General features: G+C 41.8%; 17 protein-coding genes and 1 riboswitch. Of the genes, 16 read left to right on the forward strand and 1 reads right to left on the reverse strand.

Annotated elements, in window-relative coordinates:
• The first annotated feature begins 187 nt into the window (after window positions 1-187).
• The gene (locus BM398_RS14765; protein ID WP_026655762.1) at window positions 188-1,507 is read left to right on the forward strand and encodes an IS4 family transposase; all 1,320 of its coding nucleotides are present in this window, start codon (window positions 188-190) and stop codon (window positions 1,505-1,507) included.
• 177 nt (window positions 1,508-1,684) lie between these two features.
• Here BM398_RS14765 and BM398_RS14770 read toward each other — a convergent pair whose 3' ends face one another.
• Complete coding sequence (locus BM398_RS14770; RefSeq protein ID WP_092338725.1) at window positions 1,685-2,593, reverse strand: PD-(D/E)XK nuclease family transposase; 909 nt, start codon at window positions 2,591-2,593, stop codon at window positions 1,685-1,687.
• 212 nt (window positions 2,594-2,805) lie between these two features.
• Window positions 2,806-2,908: riboswitch (TPP riboswitch) on the forward strand.
• A 121-nt stretch (window positions 2,909-3,029) separates the two neighbouring features.
• Between BM398_RS14770 and thiW the strand changes: the two genes are divergently transcribed.
• From thiW to BM398_RS14845, 15 genes are all read left to right on the forward strand, one after another.
• Window positions 3,030-3,662 (forward strand): energy coupling factor transporter S component ThiW, encoded by a 633-nt coding sequence (gene thiW / locus BM398_RS14775; protein ID WP_092338727.1) that lies wholly within the window; start codon window positions 3,030-3,032, stop codon window positions 3,660-3,662.
• Entirely contained in the window at window positions 3,643-4,428 is a 786-nt protein-coding gene (gene thiM, locus BM398_RS14780; RefSeq protein ID WP_092338729.1) for a hydroxyethylthiazole kinase, read from the forward strand. Before thiW ends, thiM begins: the two co-directional genes overlap by 20 nt.
• On the forward strand, window positions 4,419-5,051 hold the full coding sequence (thiE, locus tag BM398_RS14785) for a thiamine phosphate synthase (RefSeq protein ID WP_092338731.1): 633 nt from the start codon (window positions 4,419-4,421) through the stop codon (window positions 5,049-5,051). The genes thiM and thiE overlap by 10 nt, the downstream gene beginning before the upstream one ends.
• Window positions 5,052-5,140: 89 nt before the next feature.
• A complete protein-coding gene (gene thiD, locus BM398_RS14790; RefSeq protein WP_092338733.1) occupies window positions 5,141-5,920 on the forward strand; it encodes a bifunctional hydroxymethylpyrimidine kinase/phosphomethylpyrimidine kinase in 780 nt (259 codons plus the stop codon).
• A gap of 23 nt (window positions 5,921-5,943) precedes the next feature.
• The gene (thiS, locus tag BM398_RS14795) at window positions 5,944-6,138 is read left to right on the forward strand and encodes a sulfur carrier protein ThiS (protein ID WP_092338735.1); all 195 of its coding nucleotides are present in this window, start codon (window positions 5,944-5,946) and stop codon (window positions 6,136-6,138) included.
• Between the two features lies 1 nt (window position 6,139).
• Window positions 6,140-6,775: a thiamine biosynthesis protein ThiF gene (gene thiF, locus BM398_RS14800; RefSeq protein WP_092338737.1), complete on the forward strand. Its 636-nt coding sequence runs from the start codon at window positions 6,140-6,142 to the stop codon at window positions 6,773-6,775.
• 27 nt (window positions 6,776-6,802) lie between these two features.
• Window positions 6,803-7,570 (forward strand): thiazole synthase, encoded by a 768-nt coding sequence (locus tag BM398_RS14805; RefSeq protein ID WP_092338739.1) that lies wholly within the window; start codon window positions 6,803-6,805, stop codon window positions 7,568-7,570.
• A gap of 10 nt (window positions 7,571-7,580) precedes the next feature.
• Complete coding sequence (gene thiH, locus BM398_RS14810; RefSeq protein ID WP_092338741.1) at window positions 7,581-8,834, forward strand: 2-iminoacetate synthase ThiH; 1,254 nt, start codon at window positions 7,581-7,583, stop codon at window positions 8,832-8,834.
• Between the two features lie 56 nt (window positions 8,835-8,890).
• Window positions 8,891-10,198 (forward strand): phosphomethylpyrimidine synthase ThiC, encoded by a 1,308-nt coding sequence (gene thiC, locus BM398_RS14815; RefSeq protein ID WP_092338743.1) that lies wholly within the window; start codon window positions 8,891-8,893, stop codon window positions 10,196-10,198.
• Window positions 10,199-10,386: 188 nt separating this feature from the next.
• Window positions 10,387-12,381, forward strand: a complete 1,995-nt coding sequence (locus BM398_RS14820) for a 2-isopropylmalate synthase (protein ID WP_092338745.1) — start codon at window positions 10,387-10,389, stop codon at window positions 12,379-12,381.
• Between the two features lie 21 nt (window positions 12,382-12,402).
• Complete coding sequence (locus BM398_RS14825; protein ID WP_242949827.1) at window positions 12,403-13,500, forward strand: peptidylprolyl isomerase; 1,098 nt, start codon at window positions 12,403-12,405, stop codon at window positions 13,498-13,500.
• 254 nt (window positions 13,501-13,754) lie between these two features.
• Window positions 13,755-14,336, forward strand: a complete 582-nt coding sequence (locus BM398_RS14830; RefSeq protein ID WP_092338747.1) for a hypothetical protein — start codon at window positions 13,755-13,757, stop codon at window positions 14,334-14,336.
• Between the two features lie 78 nt (window positions 14,337-14,414).
• Window positions 14,415-15,785 carry an ABC transporter substrate-binding protein gene (locus BM398_RS14835; RefSeq protein ID WP_092338749.1) on the forward strand — a complete coding sequence of 457 codons (1,371 nt, stop codon included), beginning with the start codon at window positions 14,415-14,417 and terminating at the stop codon, window positions 15,783-15,785.
• 107 nt (window positions 15,786-15,892) lie between these two features.
• A complete protein-coding gene (locus BM398_RS14840) occupies window positions 15,893-16,807 on the forward strand; it encodes a carbohydrate ABC transporter permease (protein ID WP_051199223.1) in 915 nt (304 codons plus the stop codon).
• On the forward strand, window positions 16,807-17,634 hold the full coding sequence (locus tag BM398_RS14845) for a carbohydrate ABC transporter permease (RefSeq protein ID WP_092338751.1): 828 nt from the start codon (window positions 16,807-16,809) through the stop codon (window positions 17,632-17,634). Before BM398_RS14840 ends, BM398_RS14845 begins: the two co-directional genes overlap by 1 nt.
• Window positions 17,635-17,753 lie beyond the last annotated feature (119 nt).

The following is a 17,753-nucleotide window of genomic DNA, read 5'->3' on the forward strand; positions in this document are numbered from 1 at the left end:
ATCAATGTCATTAAGTTAAGATGACAGCCCAAAAGATCTCTATGTCAGAAATGACATAGGGGTCTTTTTTTCTTAAAAGGTATTGACAGATTATCGTAAATGTGTGGCCGCTTTCGCTACTGATGTTTTAAAGGTAGCGAAAGCGGCCCTTGTAATTAAGGAAAACTTGATTGCAAGGAGGTCACATATGAAACCAAAACACATTAAAAAGCTTTTATTATCTGAAATCACTACCACTACTCAAAACATGTTGGATTATGTTGTTAATCCCAAAGTAGATTTCACTAGGAATCGTAAGCTTCCATTCGAAAAAATAGTCAGAGCTATCATCGAGATGGAAAGCAAGAGTATAACCAATGAGATGATTGATATCTTCCATGATGTCAGTTCATTGCCATCTGCCTCGGCTTTTGTTCAGCAAAGACAAAAGATTAAGCCCGAATTTTTTAGAGACATCTTTAAAGGGTTTACAAATAAACTACAAAATCATTCGCATTCTGATTTAACTATTCTTGCAGTTGATGGTTCTGATATTCAAATTCCAACTAATTCTGAAGATAAAAAATCTTATTATCCCAGTGTTAATGGACAAAAGCCCTACAATTTGTTGCATTTAAATGCACTCTATAATCTAGAAAATCATTTATATACTGATGTAGTACTTCAAGGAAAGCATGATGCAAATGAGCACTCTGCATTGCAAGAGATGGTAGATAGATCGCCTATTCCCAAAGCATTAGTAATTGCTGATAGAGGATACGAATCTTATCACAGTATGGCACATATCCAAGAAAAAGGTTGGTATTATCTCATAAGGATTAAGGATGGTACACGAGGAATTAAGAATGGATTAGACCTACCTGATGAAGAAGAATTTGATGTAAATATTGATTTAAAACTTACGCGTAAACAAACAAAGGAAATGAAGGAATTATTTTTGAAGGACAAGAATCACTACAAATTGATTGCACATTCACATCCGTTTGATTATCTCCCAACAAAGCTAAGGAAAAAGGATTCAGTAGCCTTTTATGAGCTTAAATTTAGAATCGTACGATTCAAGATTACTGAAGACACATATGAAACCGTAATTACTAACTTGGACGCTAAGGAATATACGCCAACAAATTTAAAAAAGTTATATGCAGCCAGATGGGGGATAGAAACTTCATTTAGAGATTTAAAATATACTATTGGAATGCTAGATTTTCATTCAAAAAAGGTGATGTGTATTCAGCAAGAAATATACGCACATCTGATAATGTATAACTTTGCGGAAATGATTACCTCGCACGTAGTCATTGAAAAAAAGCAAAGAAAATATACATACAAAGCGAACTTTACCGTTGCTGCTCATGTCTGCAGACTATTCTTGCGTGAAAAAACGACATCACCTAATTTAGAAACTATAATAGCTAGAAATATAATTCCAGTTAGACCTAATAGGCATCGTAAACGAATACTGACAGGAAAAGTATTTCATAGTTTCTTATATAGAGTAGCATAAATAATCAAAATAAAACATGATTAGTAGGTGGATTTTAGATCCGCCTGTTTGTTATGCCTAAAAAGGAAGAAACGGGAATGAAGGTTATCATCTTCATTCCCGTTTCTCTCATCCAAAGCATTATCCCAATGTTAACTTAATGACATTGGTCGTACATGACGCATTGCTTTTTTTAAATTATTTATTTTTCTCAAGTTCTAATAGTTTTGCTTTCAGCTCGGTAATTTCATCTTCGAGCTGAGCGTTTCTTTGGCGGAGTTCTGTTTTTTCATTGCGAAGCTCATTAATGTGTGCATCTTTTCTTGCAAGCTCGGGTTCATATTTTTCTTCAGCATCAGTATAGCCTGCGGCATATTGAGAATTCATTTGTTCTCTATAACGGCGCTGGCCTTCAAGGATCTCTTTTGCCTGATTGTCGTAATTAAGTTCGAAGATCAAATTTCCCACCTCCTCGATATCAGGATGATTTTGGGCAAGATTTTTAAACTCTTCCCAAGTGGTTGCTTTAAAAAGATTCGCCCAGTACACAAGATTGTTGCTGATATCTTCTTTTGTAGCAAGGTCTGTGTGGTTTAATTGTAGCACATTTATACCGAATTTATCAGTATATAAGTGGTGGTTTTTGAGATTGGTAAGACGGTATTTTGCATAGAATTCTTTTGGCGCTTTTGGAATGAGTTCCTTATCGGTGATGCAGAATAAAGTAGTAGGTTTGATAAGGGAATAATTTTCACCGTTACCGATGTTGTCATATGCCCTACATAGATAAAGTATTGAACGTGAGATCCAATATTTGTCGGGATATACCTGGAGCTCAATATTGAGAATCTCATTGTTGTTGAGAGTGAGTTTTATATCCATGATTGTTTCTTTACCTGCATTGTTAAGGTCAATTGGATTTACAACAAGGATGTTTTTCACATAATCGGGTGATATTCCTTTTAGGGCACAAACAAGACCAGTTAAAGCTTTTTCAGATTGTTGCATGACGTAGTGGAACATCATGTCACTCATGAGAGTGAACTCTATTTCTCCTGTTGCGGTTTCGTAGGTGAGCGTTTGAGATTTGTTTTTTGATTTAGACATTTAGATGATTCCTTTCTAGAAATAAAAAGATTTGGCGATTCGCCAAGATGACGGCTTAGAATTATCATTGAAAGACTGCCGACTTTTCAATGTTAGCAGATAAATCTTAAGATTTACCGTCGAAATTTCTTAAGATTTTTTGTAGATAACAATAAGAAAATGCCATATTGTAATTCCACTCATAATAGTGTATAACCATACTTATAAAAAAATAAACAGACGGGAGCTTGTATTACAGGCTGAGAGGAAGGTGTGACCTTCGACCGAGAACCTGATTTGGATAATGCCAACGTAGGGATGCCTTGTAGGAATAGGAGATTTATGCGGAAGCTTACCGGACGGGAGCTTCCGCTTTTTTGATGCAAAAAAAGATGCCTCCGCCGGATGCTAAAGCACTATCGTGCATTTGTTTCAGGCCCGTCAAAAGGAGACTGATATGAAAAATCAAAAAGTACTGCTGAAAATGGTTACGCTTGCGATGTTTGTCGCGCTCGGAGTTGTGATTTCTCCGATCTTAAGAGTTGAGGGAATGTGTCCAATGGCACATCTTATCAACATTACATGCGCTGTGTTTATGGGGCCTGTGTATGCCTTTACATGTGCGGTTTTGATCGGCGTGATAAGAATGACGACGATGGGGATTCCGCCGCTTGCACTTACGGGAGCTGTGTTTGGAGCAACTCTTTCGGGAATCTTGTATAAGCTTTCAAAAGGCAAGATCATCGCTGCGGTTATTGGCGAGATTATCGGAACGGGAATTATCGGCGCGATCGTTTCATATCCTGTTATGACATACCTTTGGGGCAAAACCGGGCTAACACTTTTCTTCTATGTCCCTTCATTTATCATGGGAACGCTGATAGGTGGAAGCATTGCGTACCTTCTTTTGAAGAGACTGTCCGCAACAGGAATGCTCAGAAAAATACAGGACAGTCTGAACGGCAGTGATGAAGTGGTAAGAGTAGAAAAATCTAAAACAAAAAATGATTCGAATGATATAAGCGATAGTAACAGAATAAAGCTGTTTAAGAGACGAAAAGGTCACATATATGAAAACAAATATCTGTAAACAACTAAAAGAACAATCGCCCCTAATTCACTGCATCACTAACCCAATCTCAATAATGCAGTGTGCCAACGCCGTGCTTCTTCTCGGCGCAAGACCGATAATGGCGGAGCATCCCGATGAAGTTCGCGAGATTACGGCGAGTGCAAAAGCTCTTTTGCTCAATTTCGGAAACGTAACGAGGGACAGGCTTGAGGCAATGGCTATATCTTATGACGAGGCGATGAAAAAAGAGATGCCTGTCGTGATAGATGCTGTGGGTGCTTCGTGCTCGGAGCTTCGAAGAAGCATCGTAAAAAAGATGACAGGTAAAAGAAATCCTAAAGCTCCGATGCTGATAAAAGGAAATTACTCTGAGATACGGGCTCTTTTCGACAACGACTATAAATCATCAGGTGTTGATGCAGATAAGAAGCTCACATTCGAAGAAACAATCAACATTGCCAAGAAACTTGCAAATAACCTTAACGCCATCGTTCTTGCAAGCGGAGAAAAAGATATAGTAACAGACGGCAGCAGAACGGCAGTTATCGAGAACGGAACGAAGAAACTCGGTAGCATAACCGGGACGGGATGCATGCTCGGAGCCGTGTGCGCAAGCTTTTTTGCGGTAGATACAAGTATTGAAGCGGTTGTGAATGCGACGGCTGCTTTTGGAATAAGCGGAGAAAACGCGGAGGGCAACATGTTCCTGATGCGATTGTTTGACGCCATCGCGGAAATAAATGACGACATCATTGAAGAAAGGAAGAAAGTTACATGGTACTAGACAGAAAGCAGCTTAAGCTCTACCTTGTCACGGACAGCACGGATAAGAGCGACGAAGAATTCCTTAAAGCTCTTGAAGAGGCGATAGAAGGCGGTGTTACCTTTGTCCAGATCAGGGAAAAAAATAAGTCGACAGCGGAGTATATAAATCTCGTGAGTAAGGCGCTTGAAATCACAAGAAAGCACAATGTGCCGCTTATCGTTGATGACAGAGTTGATGTAGTTCTTGCGACAGGCGCAGACGGAGTACATGTCGGAAGAGAGGATATGCCTGTTGAAACGGCAAGAAAGATTCTGGGAAAAGACAAGATAGTTGGCGCAACAACCAAGACTGTCGAGCAGGCGCTTGCAGCGTATAAAGCAGGTGCGGATTATCTGGGTGTGGGCGCGATATATCCGACAACGACCAAAGTAAAAACAGTTCTTACTTCAACTGAAACTTTAAATGATATTTGCAATGCGGTGCCGATTCCGGCAAATGCAATAGGCGGGTTAAATAAAGACAACCTTGGCGTATTAAAAGGCACTCCGATTGCCGGAATCTGCGTAGTGTCTGCGATCATGAAATCTGAGTCACCAAGGGATGCGGCGCAGGGACTGATCAAAGCAATTGATGAGTTGTGATTATACAGAAACACAAACTAAAGCATTTTTCTCGATGAAATATGCAGATTATTGAATATTAGAGATTATATGATCAGGAGAGGTTTTCGATGAAAGTAGTTTTATCTATAGCAGGAAGCGACAGTAGCGGCGGAGCCGGCATTCAGGCAGATCTTAAGACAATGACTGCACACAAGGTATACGGGATGACTGCGATAACGGCTCTGACAGCCCAGAATACAACAGGGGTTACGGATATTATGGAAGCAAGTCCCGAGTTTCTCGGAGAGCAGATTGAAGCGTGTCTGAGCGATATTCCATGCGATGCGGCCAAGATTGGAATGCTTCCGTCTGCAGAGCAGGTGAAGGTGGTGCACGAAAAGCTCACCAAGTATAAGGTAAAAAATCTTGTTGTGGATCCGGTGATGGTTGCTACAAGCGGCAGCAGTCTTATGAAGGATTCGACAGCCGAGGTTATGGCGAGACTTCTTTTTCCCATAAGCCGTGTTATAACGCCCAACATACCTGAAGCTCAGGCACTTACGGGACTTAAGATAACATCGAGAAAGGATATGGAAAAAGCTGCGGAAGAGCTTGGAAATGAGAGCGGATGTGCGGTTCTTTTAAAGGGCGGTCACAGCATAGAAGATGCCAGCGATGTTCTTTATGAGAATGGGAAGCTCACGTGGTTCGAGGGGAAAAGAATTGAGAGCAGCAACACTCACGGAACGGGATGCACACTTTCAAGCGCGATAGCTTCAAACCTGGCACTTGGTTTGAGCCTCGAAGATTCCATACGAAATGCAAAAGCATATATCTCTGATGCGATCGCATCGGGACTTAATCTGGGCAAGGGTTCGGGACCGCTGGATCACATGGTGAATTTATAAAATAGGAGTAAGCAGGAGGGTATATGGTCAAAATAAATGGGGAAGAATACCAATACGACAACAAGCAACTGACTGCAGTTCTTGAGGAACTTAATTACGACCAAACAAGAATTGCCGTTGAGATAAATGAAGAGATTGTACCAAAGGTATGCTACGATGCGACTGTTCTTAAGGACGGAGATATCGTAGAAGTTGTGAGCTTTGTCGGAGGCGGCTGATATGACACCGACGAGAGATGAATTCTACAACGCGCTTATAGAGCGGCACGGAGCAGAGAATCAAAAGAAATTCGACGGGGCAACCGTGGCAATATGCGGACTTGGCGGGCTTGGTTCCAACATTGCGATATGCCTGGCAAGAGCCGGTGTTGGAAAGCTGATTCTTATAGACTTTGACAAGGTTGATATATCCAATCTTCACAGGCAGCAGTACAAGGCGGATCAGGTCGGTATGCCTAAGCCTGAAGCGCTTTCAAATAATTTAAAAGAAATAAATCCATATATAACCATCGAGACGCACAACGTAAAAGTTACGGAAGAAAACGTCATCGAACTTACGAAAGATGCGGATATAGTCTGTGAGGCATTTGATAAGGCAGAAAACAAAGCAATGCTTGTAAATGCAATACTTGAAAATGCACCCGAAAAGTATATTTTATCAAGTTCGGGAATGGCGGGCTTTGGAAGTGCCAATCTCATTAAGACAAAAAAGATCTCAAAAAGATTCTTTTTATCGGGGGATTCCGTAAGTGACGTAAACGACGGCATTGGACTGCTCTCTTCAAGAGTGATGGTATGTGCCGCACACGAAGCGCATATGGCACTTCGCATATTGATGGGAGAGGCAACGGTTTAACTAAAGATTTTGGGTAGGAGAAGGAAAATGGCAGAAGACAAACTTATTATCGGAGGAAAAGAATTTAATTCCCGATTCATTCTCGGTTCGGGAAAGTACTCGATGAAACTTATCGAGGCTGCAACACGGGATGCGGGCGCTGAGATAATCACGCTTGCGGTAAGAAGAACCAATACGAAGGATGAGGAGAACATTCTGGATTTTATTCCTAAGAATGTTACGCTCCTTCCGAATACAAGCGGGGCAAGGGATGCAAAAGAGGCAGTGAGAATAGCCAGACTTGCAAGAGAGCTTGGCTGCGGTGATTTTGTAAAGATCGAGATAATGCGCGATACAAAATATCTTTTGCCCGACAATTATGAAACGATTAAAGCGACGGAGATACTTGCAAAAGAAGGATTTGTGGTAATGCCATATATGTACCCGGACCTCAATGTTGCTAGAGAACTTAAGGAAGTCGGAGCAGCATCAATCATGCCGCTTGCTTCACCGATAGGCTCCAACAAAGGCCTTTCAACCAAGGATTTCATTCAGATTCTTATTGACGAGATTGATCTTCCTATAATCGTGGATGCCGGAATCGGCAGACCATCGCAGGCTTGTGAAGCAATGGAGATGGGAGCTGCGGCTATCATGGCAAACACAGCGCTTGCAACAGCAGGAAATCTGACACTTATGGCGTCTGCGTTTAAAGATGCCATTGAAGCAGGAAGAAAAGCATATCTTGCGGGAGTCGGAAGAGTTCTGACACGCGGAGCAAGTGCATCGGATCCTCTGACGGGGTTCTTACACTAAGGAGGACGGCATGGAAAATCATTTTTTGATTGATTCGGATGAATTGTCCGAGGCAGGGCTTGAGCGCAAGCACAGAATTGAGAACGATCCTTCTTTCAGAACGGACCACATGGCGTATCTGCCAGAAATGGACGTAATCGAATCCGATGTTTGCAAGAACGTAATGGAACACTTTGAGTCTTACGATTACAGCAAGTATACGGCGAAAGATGTAAGAAGAGCGCTTGATAGCGAGAGATGTTCTATTGAAGATTTCAAGGCACTTCTTTCGCCTGCGGCTGAGCCTTTTCTTGAGCAGATGGCAGAGAAGGCACAGCGCGAGACGAGTAAGCACTTTGGAAATACGGTATATCTTTTTACCCCGATATATATCGCAAATTATTGCGAGAACTACTGCGTTTACTGCGGATTTAACTGCTATAACAGGATAAAGAGAATGAAGCTTTCGTATGAGCAGATTGAGCATGAGATGAAGGTTATCGCAGACAGCGGGATGGAGGAAATCCTGATACTTACAGGCGAAAGTCCCGTCAACTCGGATATTGAGTACATAGGAGAAGCATGCAAGATTGCGAGAAAGTACTTCCGAATGGTCGGAGTTGAGATTTATCCCGTGAATGTCAAAGACTACAAGTACCTTCACGAGTGCGGTGTGGACTATGTCACTGTATTTCAGGAGACTTACGATACCGTCAAATATGAGCAGTTCCATCTTATGGGAAACAAGCGTGTTTGGCCGTATAGGTTTGATGCGCAGGAGAGGGCACTCATGGGCGGCATGCGAGGCGTAGCTTTTTCGGCGCTTCTCGGGCTTTCTGACTTTAGGAAGGATGCGCTTGCTTCGGCACTTCACGTGTATTTTTTGCAAAGGAAATATCCTTACGCCGAGATGTCTTTGTCCTGTCCAAGGCTACGTCCCATCATCAACAACGAGACCATAAATCCGCTTGATGTTGGAGAAAGGCAGCTTTGCCAGATACTTTGCGCATACAGGATATTCCTTCCGTTCTGCGGAATAACGGTTTCTTCGAGGGAAACAGCTGAATTTAGGAACGGCATAGTGAAAATCGCCGCTACCAAGGTTTCTGCGGGAGTATCGACGGGAATAGGCGACCACGAGCAGAAATATTCGGGAAAAGAAAAAAGCGAACAATCCGGAGATGAGCAGTTTGAAATATCGGACGGACGAAGTCTTGACAGAATGTATGAAGATATTGAATGCGAAGGACTTCAGCCGGTTTATAACGACTACGTATACCTGTGATATGTGGAAAAAGGTAATTGTATAAAAAATAAAAATCAGAATAGGAGAAGGTTTTAATGAGAGAGTATTCAACACAGATGGAGGCGGCACGCAAAGGAATCGTAACTAAGGAGATGGAGGCTGTTGCCAAAAAAGAGTATCGCGACACGGAGTTTATAAGAGCGCTTGTTGCGGAAGGAAAGATTGCGATTCCCGCAAATAAGAATCACAAATGTATCGATCCTGAGGGTGTCGGTTCAATGCTCAGAACCAAGATCAACGTAAATCTCGGCGTATCAAGAGATTGCAAAGATTATGATATCGAGATGGAAAAGGTTATGGCTGCGGTGAACATGGGAGCTGAGGCAATCATGGACCTTTCAAGCCACGGAAATACACAGCCTTTTAGAAAGAAGCTTACAGAGTCATGCCCTGCGATGATCGGAACGGTTCCTGTATATGACAGCGTTATCCACTATCAGAGAGACTTGGCCGAGCTTACAGCCAAGGATTTCATTGATGTCGTAAGGCTTCACGCAGAGGACGGTGTTGATTTCGTGACACTTCACTGCGGAATAACAAGAAAGACAATCGACCAGATCAAGAAGCACAAGAGAAAGATGAACATCGTATCAAGAGGCGGTTCCCTCGTATTTGCATGGATGTGCATGACCGGAAATGAGAATCCTTTTTATGAGTATTATGATGAAATCCTTGAGATCTGCAGAGAGTATGACGTTACCATCTCACTCGGAGATGCGTGCAGACCCGGATGCCTTGCGGATGCGAGCGATGTTTGCCAGATAGAGGAACTTGTAAGGCTCGGAGAACTTACCAAGAGAGCTTGGGAAAAAGATGTTCAGGTAATGGTTGAAGGTCCCGGACACATGCCGATGGATCAGATAGAAGCCAACATGAAGATTCAGAACACAATCTGTATGGGAGCTCCTTTCTATGTTCTCGGACCCCTTGTTACGGATATTGCGCCCGGATACGATCACATCACTTCGGCAATCGGAGGAGCCATCGCAGCGGCATCGGGAGCGGCTTTCCTTTGCTATGTTACACCCGCTGAACACCTTGCGCTTCCAAATGTCGATGACGTTAAGCAGGGAATCATTGCTTCCAAGATTGCAGCTCATGCAGCTGATATTGCAAAGAAGATTCCTCATGCTATGGACAAAGACAATGCAATGGGCGATGCAAGAAGAGTGCTTGACTGGGATAAGCAGTGGGAGTGCGCGCTTGACCCCGAGACAGCCAAGAAAATCCGTGATGACAGATCACCCGAGTATGACGATACTTGTTCAATGTGTGGCAAGTTCTGTGCTGTCCGCAGTATGAACAAGGCTCTCAACGGCGAATATATAGATATTTTGGGATAAAAATAACTAAAAAACAGCTTATTTAAGCTAAAACATATGGAACATGGCAAAATACATCAAGAAAAAAGATTAATTTTGCCATGTTTTATTTGTGAAAAAATGTGATATCATAATATCCATCAACAAAACTGAGATATTTTAATTTATAAATAATAAAAAATATCAAGAAATCAAGGAGCAGATGAATAATGGATAATTATCAGAAGTATCAGTGTCAGTACTATATGCCTCCTAAGGCAACATACAATTGGGTAACAAAGGATCATATCGAGACTCCGCCCATTTGGTGCAGTGTTGACTTAAGAGACGGAAATCAGGCGCTTATTGAGCCTATGAGTCTTGAGGAGAAGCTTGAATTCTTCACAATGCTTGTTAAGCTCGGCTTCAAGGAGATTGAGATTGGTTTCCCTGCAGCTTCTGTTACAGAATATGAATTTGCGAGAACTTTGATTGAGAGAAATATGATTCCTGATGATGTTACGGTTCAGGTTCTTACACAGGCCAGAGAGCATATTATCAAGAGAACATTTGAGGCTGTAAAGGGAGCTCCCAGAGCCATCATCCATCTTTACAACTCAACTTCCGTAGCACAGCGTGAGCAGGTGTTCAAAAAAGATAAGGATGAGGTAAAGAAGATCGCCATCGAAGGAGCTAAGCTTCTTGATAAGCTTGCAAAAGAGACTGAAGGAAACTTCTCTTTTGAATACTCACCCGAAAGCTTCCCCGGAACAGAGGTTGATTACGCTGTTGAAGTATGTAACGCTGTTCTTGATGTGTGGAAGCCTACAAAAGAAAACAAAGTAATAATCAATATTCCCACAACAGTTGAAAATGCTATGCCTCATGTGTTTGCAACACAGGTTGAATATATACATAACTCGCTTAAATATCGCGAGGCGGTAACGCTTTCACTTCATCCTCACAACGACAGAGGAACGGGTATCGGTGATGCTGAGCTCGGATGTCTTGCGGGTGCTGACAGAATTGAGGGAACTCTTTTCGGAAACGGTGAGAGAACAGGTAACGTTGATATCGTTACACTTGCCCTTAATATGTATTCACACGGCGTTGATCCTAAGCTTGATTTTTCACACCTTCCACAGGTTGGTGAGACATATGAGAAACTTACAAGAATGCGTATTTACGAGAGACAGCCTTATGCAGGGCAGCTTGTCTTTACTGCATTTTCAGGTTCTCACCAGGATGCAATCTCCAAGGGATTCAACTGGCATGAGCTTAAGAAAGACAACGGAATCTGGTCGGTTCCTTATCTTCCCATCGATCCCAAGGATATCGGAAGAGAGTACGACGGAGACGTTATCAGAATTAATAGTCAGTCAGGAAAAGGTGGCGTAAGCTATATTCTTAAGAATAATTATGGTATGATGGTTCCCAGAGAAATGCAGGAAGATGTCAGCTACACGATCAAAGACATTTCCGACAGAGAGCATGCGGAGCTTTCTCCCATGCGTATTTATCAGATCTTTGAGGATAAGTACGTTCACAACAATCATGTATTTAAGATTGATGAATGTCACTTCAAGCAGAAAGAGGGAATACTTGCAGAGGTTAAGATAGATCATCTTGACGCCCAGCAGGTTGTTGAGGCAAACGGAAACGGACGTCTCGACGCTGTAAGTAATGCCATCAAGCAGTACTTTGGAATAAAATATGAGCTTTCAACATATGAGGAGCACGCTCTTTCAAGAGGTTCTTCATCCAAGGCATGTACATATGTCGGAATCACCGTTGAAGGCAAGAAGTACTGGGGAGTTGGAATTGACGAGGACATTATCAAATCTTCAATAAACGCTCTTGTTGTTGCCGTTAACCAGCTCGATGCCGTTAAGAACAACAAGGATGTGAGAGATGTGAGGATCAACGCTATCATGAATTATATTCAGGAGAATTACCTCACGATCACACTTGAAGATCTGTCCAAGCAGTTCTTCCTTTCAAAGCCTTATTTGTCCAAGTTCATCAAAGACAAGTCGGGAATGACTTTCGGTGAGAATGTAAAGCAGATAAGACTTAACAAGGCAAGTACTCTTTTGAGAAACGGAAACATGAAGGTCGAGAAAGTAGCTGAGGCATCTGGATACCAGAACGTTGAACATTTTAATCGTCTCTTTAAAGAGAGATTCGGAATGACTCCCGTTCAGTATCGTTGCAGCGAAAAATAAAGATCGGATCAGGGAAAAAGAGTGGAAAACAAAAGGCAGAGCGGTAGACTTAACAATAAAAAAATTGCAAAAAGAATTGCGGCAATGGTCGCCGCCTGTTCCTTTGTTTTTATAACAGGATGCGGATCATCCGAAAAGCCTGTAAAGATAGTTTTTACCACGGGTTTTGCAAAGGATGAAGTATTCAGGATAGAAGATTCGGTGTGCACTCTCAAGGAGGCCAAGGCGTATCTCATAAATACCCAGGAGGGTTATGAGGCAAGTTTTGGAGAAGAGATATGGGGGCGCGAGACCGGAAGCGAGACAGTTGAGGACAGGTTAAAAGACTCTGTTCTTGCGAAGATTGCTCAGATCAAGACAATGGATATTTTGGCAGCGGATAATGGAATTGTACTTGATGACAAAGAGAACAAAAAAGCTGAAGAAGCAGCGGCTGAGTATTATGCCACACTTTCAGAAGCCGATATTGCGGCTATGGATGGTATAACGCAGGAAGACATTGCGGGTATATACAAGGATCAGGCTCTTGCAGACAAGCTTTACAACGACATCATCAAAGATATAAATCCCGAGATAAGCGATGACGAAGCCAGAACGATAACGATTGAGCAGATTTTGATAAAGACGTATTCGCTTGATGCTAACGGAAACAAGGTGGAATTCAATGAGTCTGACAAGGCGGCTGCCAAGTCAAAAGCTGACAAAATATACAGACAGCTTAAAGATGAGGGAGCAAGTTTCGAAGAGCTCATGCTGGAATATAACGAGTCCGATAAATCGGAGCTCTCTTTTGGAAAAGGCGGCGAACAGCCTGATTATGAGAGTGTTGCGTTTAATCTCGGAGGCGGAGAGATTAGTAGTGTCTTTGCGACAAGCGAAGGCTATGCGATAATCAAGTGTATCAGTAAATTCAATCTTGAGGAGACTGAAGCCAACAAGGTTAAGATCGTTCAGGAGAGAAAGCGTGAAGTTTTCGGTGAGAAGTATGACAGTTTTGTCGCAACTTTAAACAAACAGCTCAACGAAAAGCTTTGGAGTAGCGTAACTGTAGGAAAGGATCCTGAAGTTACCGCAAAGGGACTTATGGAAGTCTATCAGAAATATTTTCCGAAAAAGTGATAATTTAACAGAGATGTCAAAATGACGTATGATTTTTACTTTGGTAAGAATCATACGTCTATTTTTATCCACTTTAGACAAAATGGAAGCGCTACCAATGGCAATATGCACAAATAAAACATGAAAATTCTATGATTTATGGTCAAGAAGTAAAAAAAGTGCTTGATGAAGTAAAAAAAATATGTTCAGAATATTTACTTAATCGTTTATATTATTATCAGTAGTATCAAAATTACACCGAGGTGATGGTAAGCATGAAAAATTTAAAAAAGACTTATATTATACTTGCTTTGATTATGGTGATGCTTATCCCCACCGGTTGCGGCTCCGCAAACAAAATCGAATCCTGGGCAAAGGACTATGAGCCAAGTGAAGAGTATCTTGCTCTTTATGATAACGGAAAGGCTGTTTGCGAAGGTAAGAATTATACATATGTGAAGGATGATGACAGCATCACCCTTACCGATAAGGATGGTAATTCGATAGAGCACAGATACTACATGGATAATGAAAAAATGGTTTTTTATATAGCATCGGTTTATGACTATCAGGATGAAGGGGATCCTGATGGAATTGTTGGGAATTGGGCATGCGGTAACAATGTTTTCAGATTTTTACCTGCGCCTAAGTTGGAGTTTAGCGAGGAGGATGCTTTCTACGGCCACTATTCAGTGGATGAAGCAAATTCCAGTGTGAAACTTATGTATGATGCACCTATTCCGGATGCGACTTTCTATTATTCTTTGGACGGCAAGAAACTTACAATCGATTATCCCTGGCCTTTAGTTAAGACTCAGGAGAAAGACACGACCAAGAAGGATGAGGGTACAACGTAATCGAAACGCATGGCGCGTTTACGATAGATCATGGCAGTAAGACTGCCAAAAACCATTATTAAGAAGGAGAGGTATGAAATGGAGAAGAAGCGTTTAGTTTCAATGTTATTGGCGGGCGTAATGACTCTTTCTCTTGTTGGATGCGGAGATACAGCTTCAGCACCTGCAGAATCAGGTGACAACGGTGCAGCTGCAGCAACAGAGGCAGGAGCAGACGCAGGAGCAGATGCAGGAGCAGAAGCAAGTGCAGCAGGTGCTGGATTGGATGACAGCACACCTATTACTCTTAACATGTGGTGTATTGCTACAGAGAGTGATTCAAACCGTAAGTCTTACGAGAATGCTATTAAGGATATGGAGACAAATCATCCTAATGTAACTCTTAATTGGGAAGCTTTTGAGAACGAGTCTTACAAGACAAAGATCAAAGCTGCAGTATCAGCAAACGAAATGCCTGACATTTTCTTTACATGGTCATGTGCATTCCTTGGTGATTTCGTAAGCGCAGGAAAGGTACAGTGCCTTGACGAAGCATACGAGAAGTATAAGAACGAGCTTCCTGAAGCTATGCTTAAGAACACAACATTTGACGGAAAGCACTATGGTGTTCCGCTTACAATGAATATTGTAGGTCTTTTCGCTAACATGGATATCCTCAAAGAAGCAGGATATGATGAGATTCCCGGAACTTATGAAGATTTCATTAAGTGCTGTGATGCTCTTAAGGCTAAGGGCAAGATTCCTTTCGGATGTGCAGGTAAGGAAACATGGTGCGTAACTGAGTATCTTGAGTCTATCATCGAGAAGAGTGCAGGTGCTTCTACACTTGATGCTATCTTCGCAGGAACTGATTCATGGAACAATCAGGACGTTGCTGATGCCGTTGATACATTCCAGAAGCTCATCAAAGACGGATACTTCGATCCTTCAGGAATCGGTCTTTCAAACGACGAAGTTAAGGCTAACTTCATGGCAGGCAAGTATGCATTCTACATGAATGGTACATGGAACTGTGCAGACTTTGCAGCAAATGCAGAATTCTTACCTAAGGTTAAGGTTGGTGAGTTCCCTGTAATCAACGCTGACAAGTCAAAGCTTGGCCAGCTCATCGGTGGACCTTCTGATACACTTGCAGTTGCAGCTTCATCACCTAACGCTGCAGCAGCTGCTGATTACACATTCGAGCTTGGTAAGCTTATCTGCCACTACGGTTACCTTGATGGTTGCGGACTTCCTGCATGGACACCTTACGGTGACACAAGTTCTGTAAATCCTCTTACACAGGCTGTTGCAGATATCGTTCAGAAGTCTGATTACATGGTTCTCTTCGGAGATACAGCTATGGCAGCAGATAAGGCTCAGACATACCTTTCATATGTTGATCAGGTTTATGGATGCCAGATTGATGGAAAAGGATTCATCGAAGGTCTTGCTAAGGATATTAAGTAATTCTTTTTTGAAGAGTTTGTTAATCTAAATTGATTTTATTTTGGTTCTTCCTGTGCTTCCAATGGGAAGCATAGGGGGAACCGTATTTTGTTGGAAGGTTATTTTGTATGGAAAGAGATAAGAGTGCGTTAAATCAGAAGAGGAATAAGGAGTTGAAAAAGGGACTGGCAGTCTTTGTATTTCTGCTTCCCGGATTACTTTTATTCGTTAGTATTTTAATTGCTCCCATTGCAGTTTCTTTGTACAAAAGTTTGTTTGACTGGAATGGGTTTACGGAAGGAACATTCATAGGATTAGCCAACTATCAAGAGTTGTTCACCAACGGATCTATTAAATTCATGATCTCATTGAAGAACTCGCTTATATTGGCACTATTTTCAGTATTTATACAGTTACCGCTTGCATTGTTGCTTGCACTTATACTTGGAAGAAAACCGAAGGGCGAGCGTTTTTACCTTACAGTTTTCTTTATGCCCGTGCTTATTTCAACGGTTGTTATCGGTCAGCTCTGGCTTAAGATTTACAACCCTGATTACGGCATTTTGAACAGATTCCTTGGAGCAATCCATTTGGAGAGTTTGCAGCATATTTGGGTCGGTGATCCCAAGACTGCTCTTGGAAGTATCGTTGTTCCCACAATCTGGCAGTATGTTGGTTATCACATGCTTCTTATGTATGCGGGAGTTAAAGGTGTTTCACCCGACCTTAGAGAAGCAGCAATGATTGACGGCGCTACAAAGTGGCAGACAGACAGATTCATTGTTATCCCGATCATTAAGCCTATTATCAGAGTAAGTGTTATCTTCGCTGTTACAGGTTCACTTAAGACATACGACCTTGTTCGTATCCTGACAGACGGAGGCCCTTATCAGACAACCGAAGTTCCGAGTACATTGCTCGAATATATGTTGTTCTTGAGAAACAGATACGGAATGGGAAGTACGATCTCTGTAATGCTTATTGCTCTGTGCTTCGCGTTTGCGTTACTAATTAGTGCTGCATTTAAGGAAAAGGATAAGTAATGATGGTAGGTAAGAAAAAAACATTTGTATATATACTCTTGGTTATCTGGTCGATAATCAATTTATTCCCGATATATTTCATGTTTACATTCTCTCTTAAGGGAAATGATGAGATTTTCGGAGAAAATATCATAGGACTTCCCAAGCATTGGTTGTGGTCCAACTATAGCTCAGCTTTGGGCACCGGAAATATGGCGTTGTACTTTGTAAACAGTTTACTTGTTACAGCGATTTCAATAGGTATTTCAATTATTGCCGCAATGATGGCAACATATGCGCTTACACGTATTAAGTGGAAACTCAGTAAGATCACAAATGCATTCTTTATGCTTGGACTTACAATTCCGCTTCAGGCTTCAATCGTTCCTGTATACGTAGTGCTTTCAAAGCTTCACTGGCTCAATAAGTATTCAACACTTATTGTTCCTTACTCAGCTTTTACACTTTCAATGTCGATTCTTATTTGTACGGGATTCATGGTAGATATTCCGTATGACCTTGATGAGGCTGCGATTATCGACGGATGTGGTCTTTTCGGAACATTCTTTAAGATCATCATGCCGCTTATGAAGCCCGCTCTTTCAACAGTAGGTATCTATGCATACCTTCAGTGCTGGAACGAGTTCATGTTTGCGAACGTATTCATTTCAGATCAGAAGCACAGAACATTGCCTGTAGGTATTAAGGCTTTGTCAGGTGCGTACACAACTGATTGGGGCCCAATCGGTGCGGCTCTTGTAATCGCAACATTCCCGACACTTATTGCTTATGTATTCTTAAGCAGAAGGATTCAGGACAGCTTCATTGCCGGCGCGGTTAAGGGTTGATGTGAGCTTATAATTTAATATTGAATTTCGAGACTCGGCATCTTATGATGGCGAGTCTTTTTGCTAATAGAACGAAAAAATGGTATCTTTTTATAGAGCGTTTATTGATATTTATATTT

The sequence above is a fragment of the Butyrivibrio sp. M55 genome, assembly GCF_900116865.1.
Classification (GTDB): domain Bacteria; phylum Bacillota; class Clostridia; order Lachnospirales; family Lachnospiraceae; genus Butyrivibrio.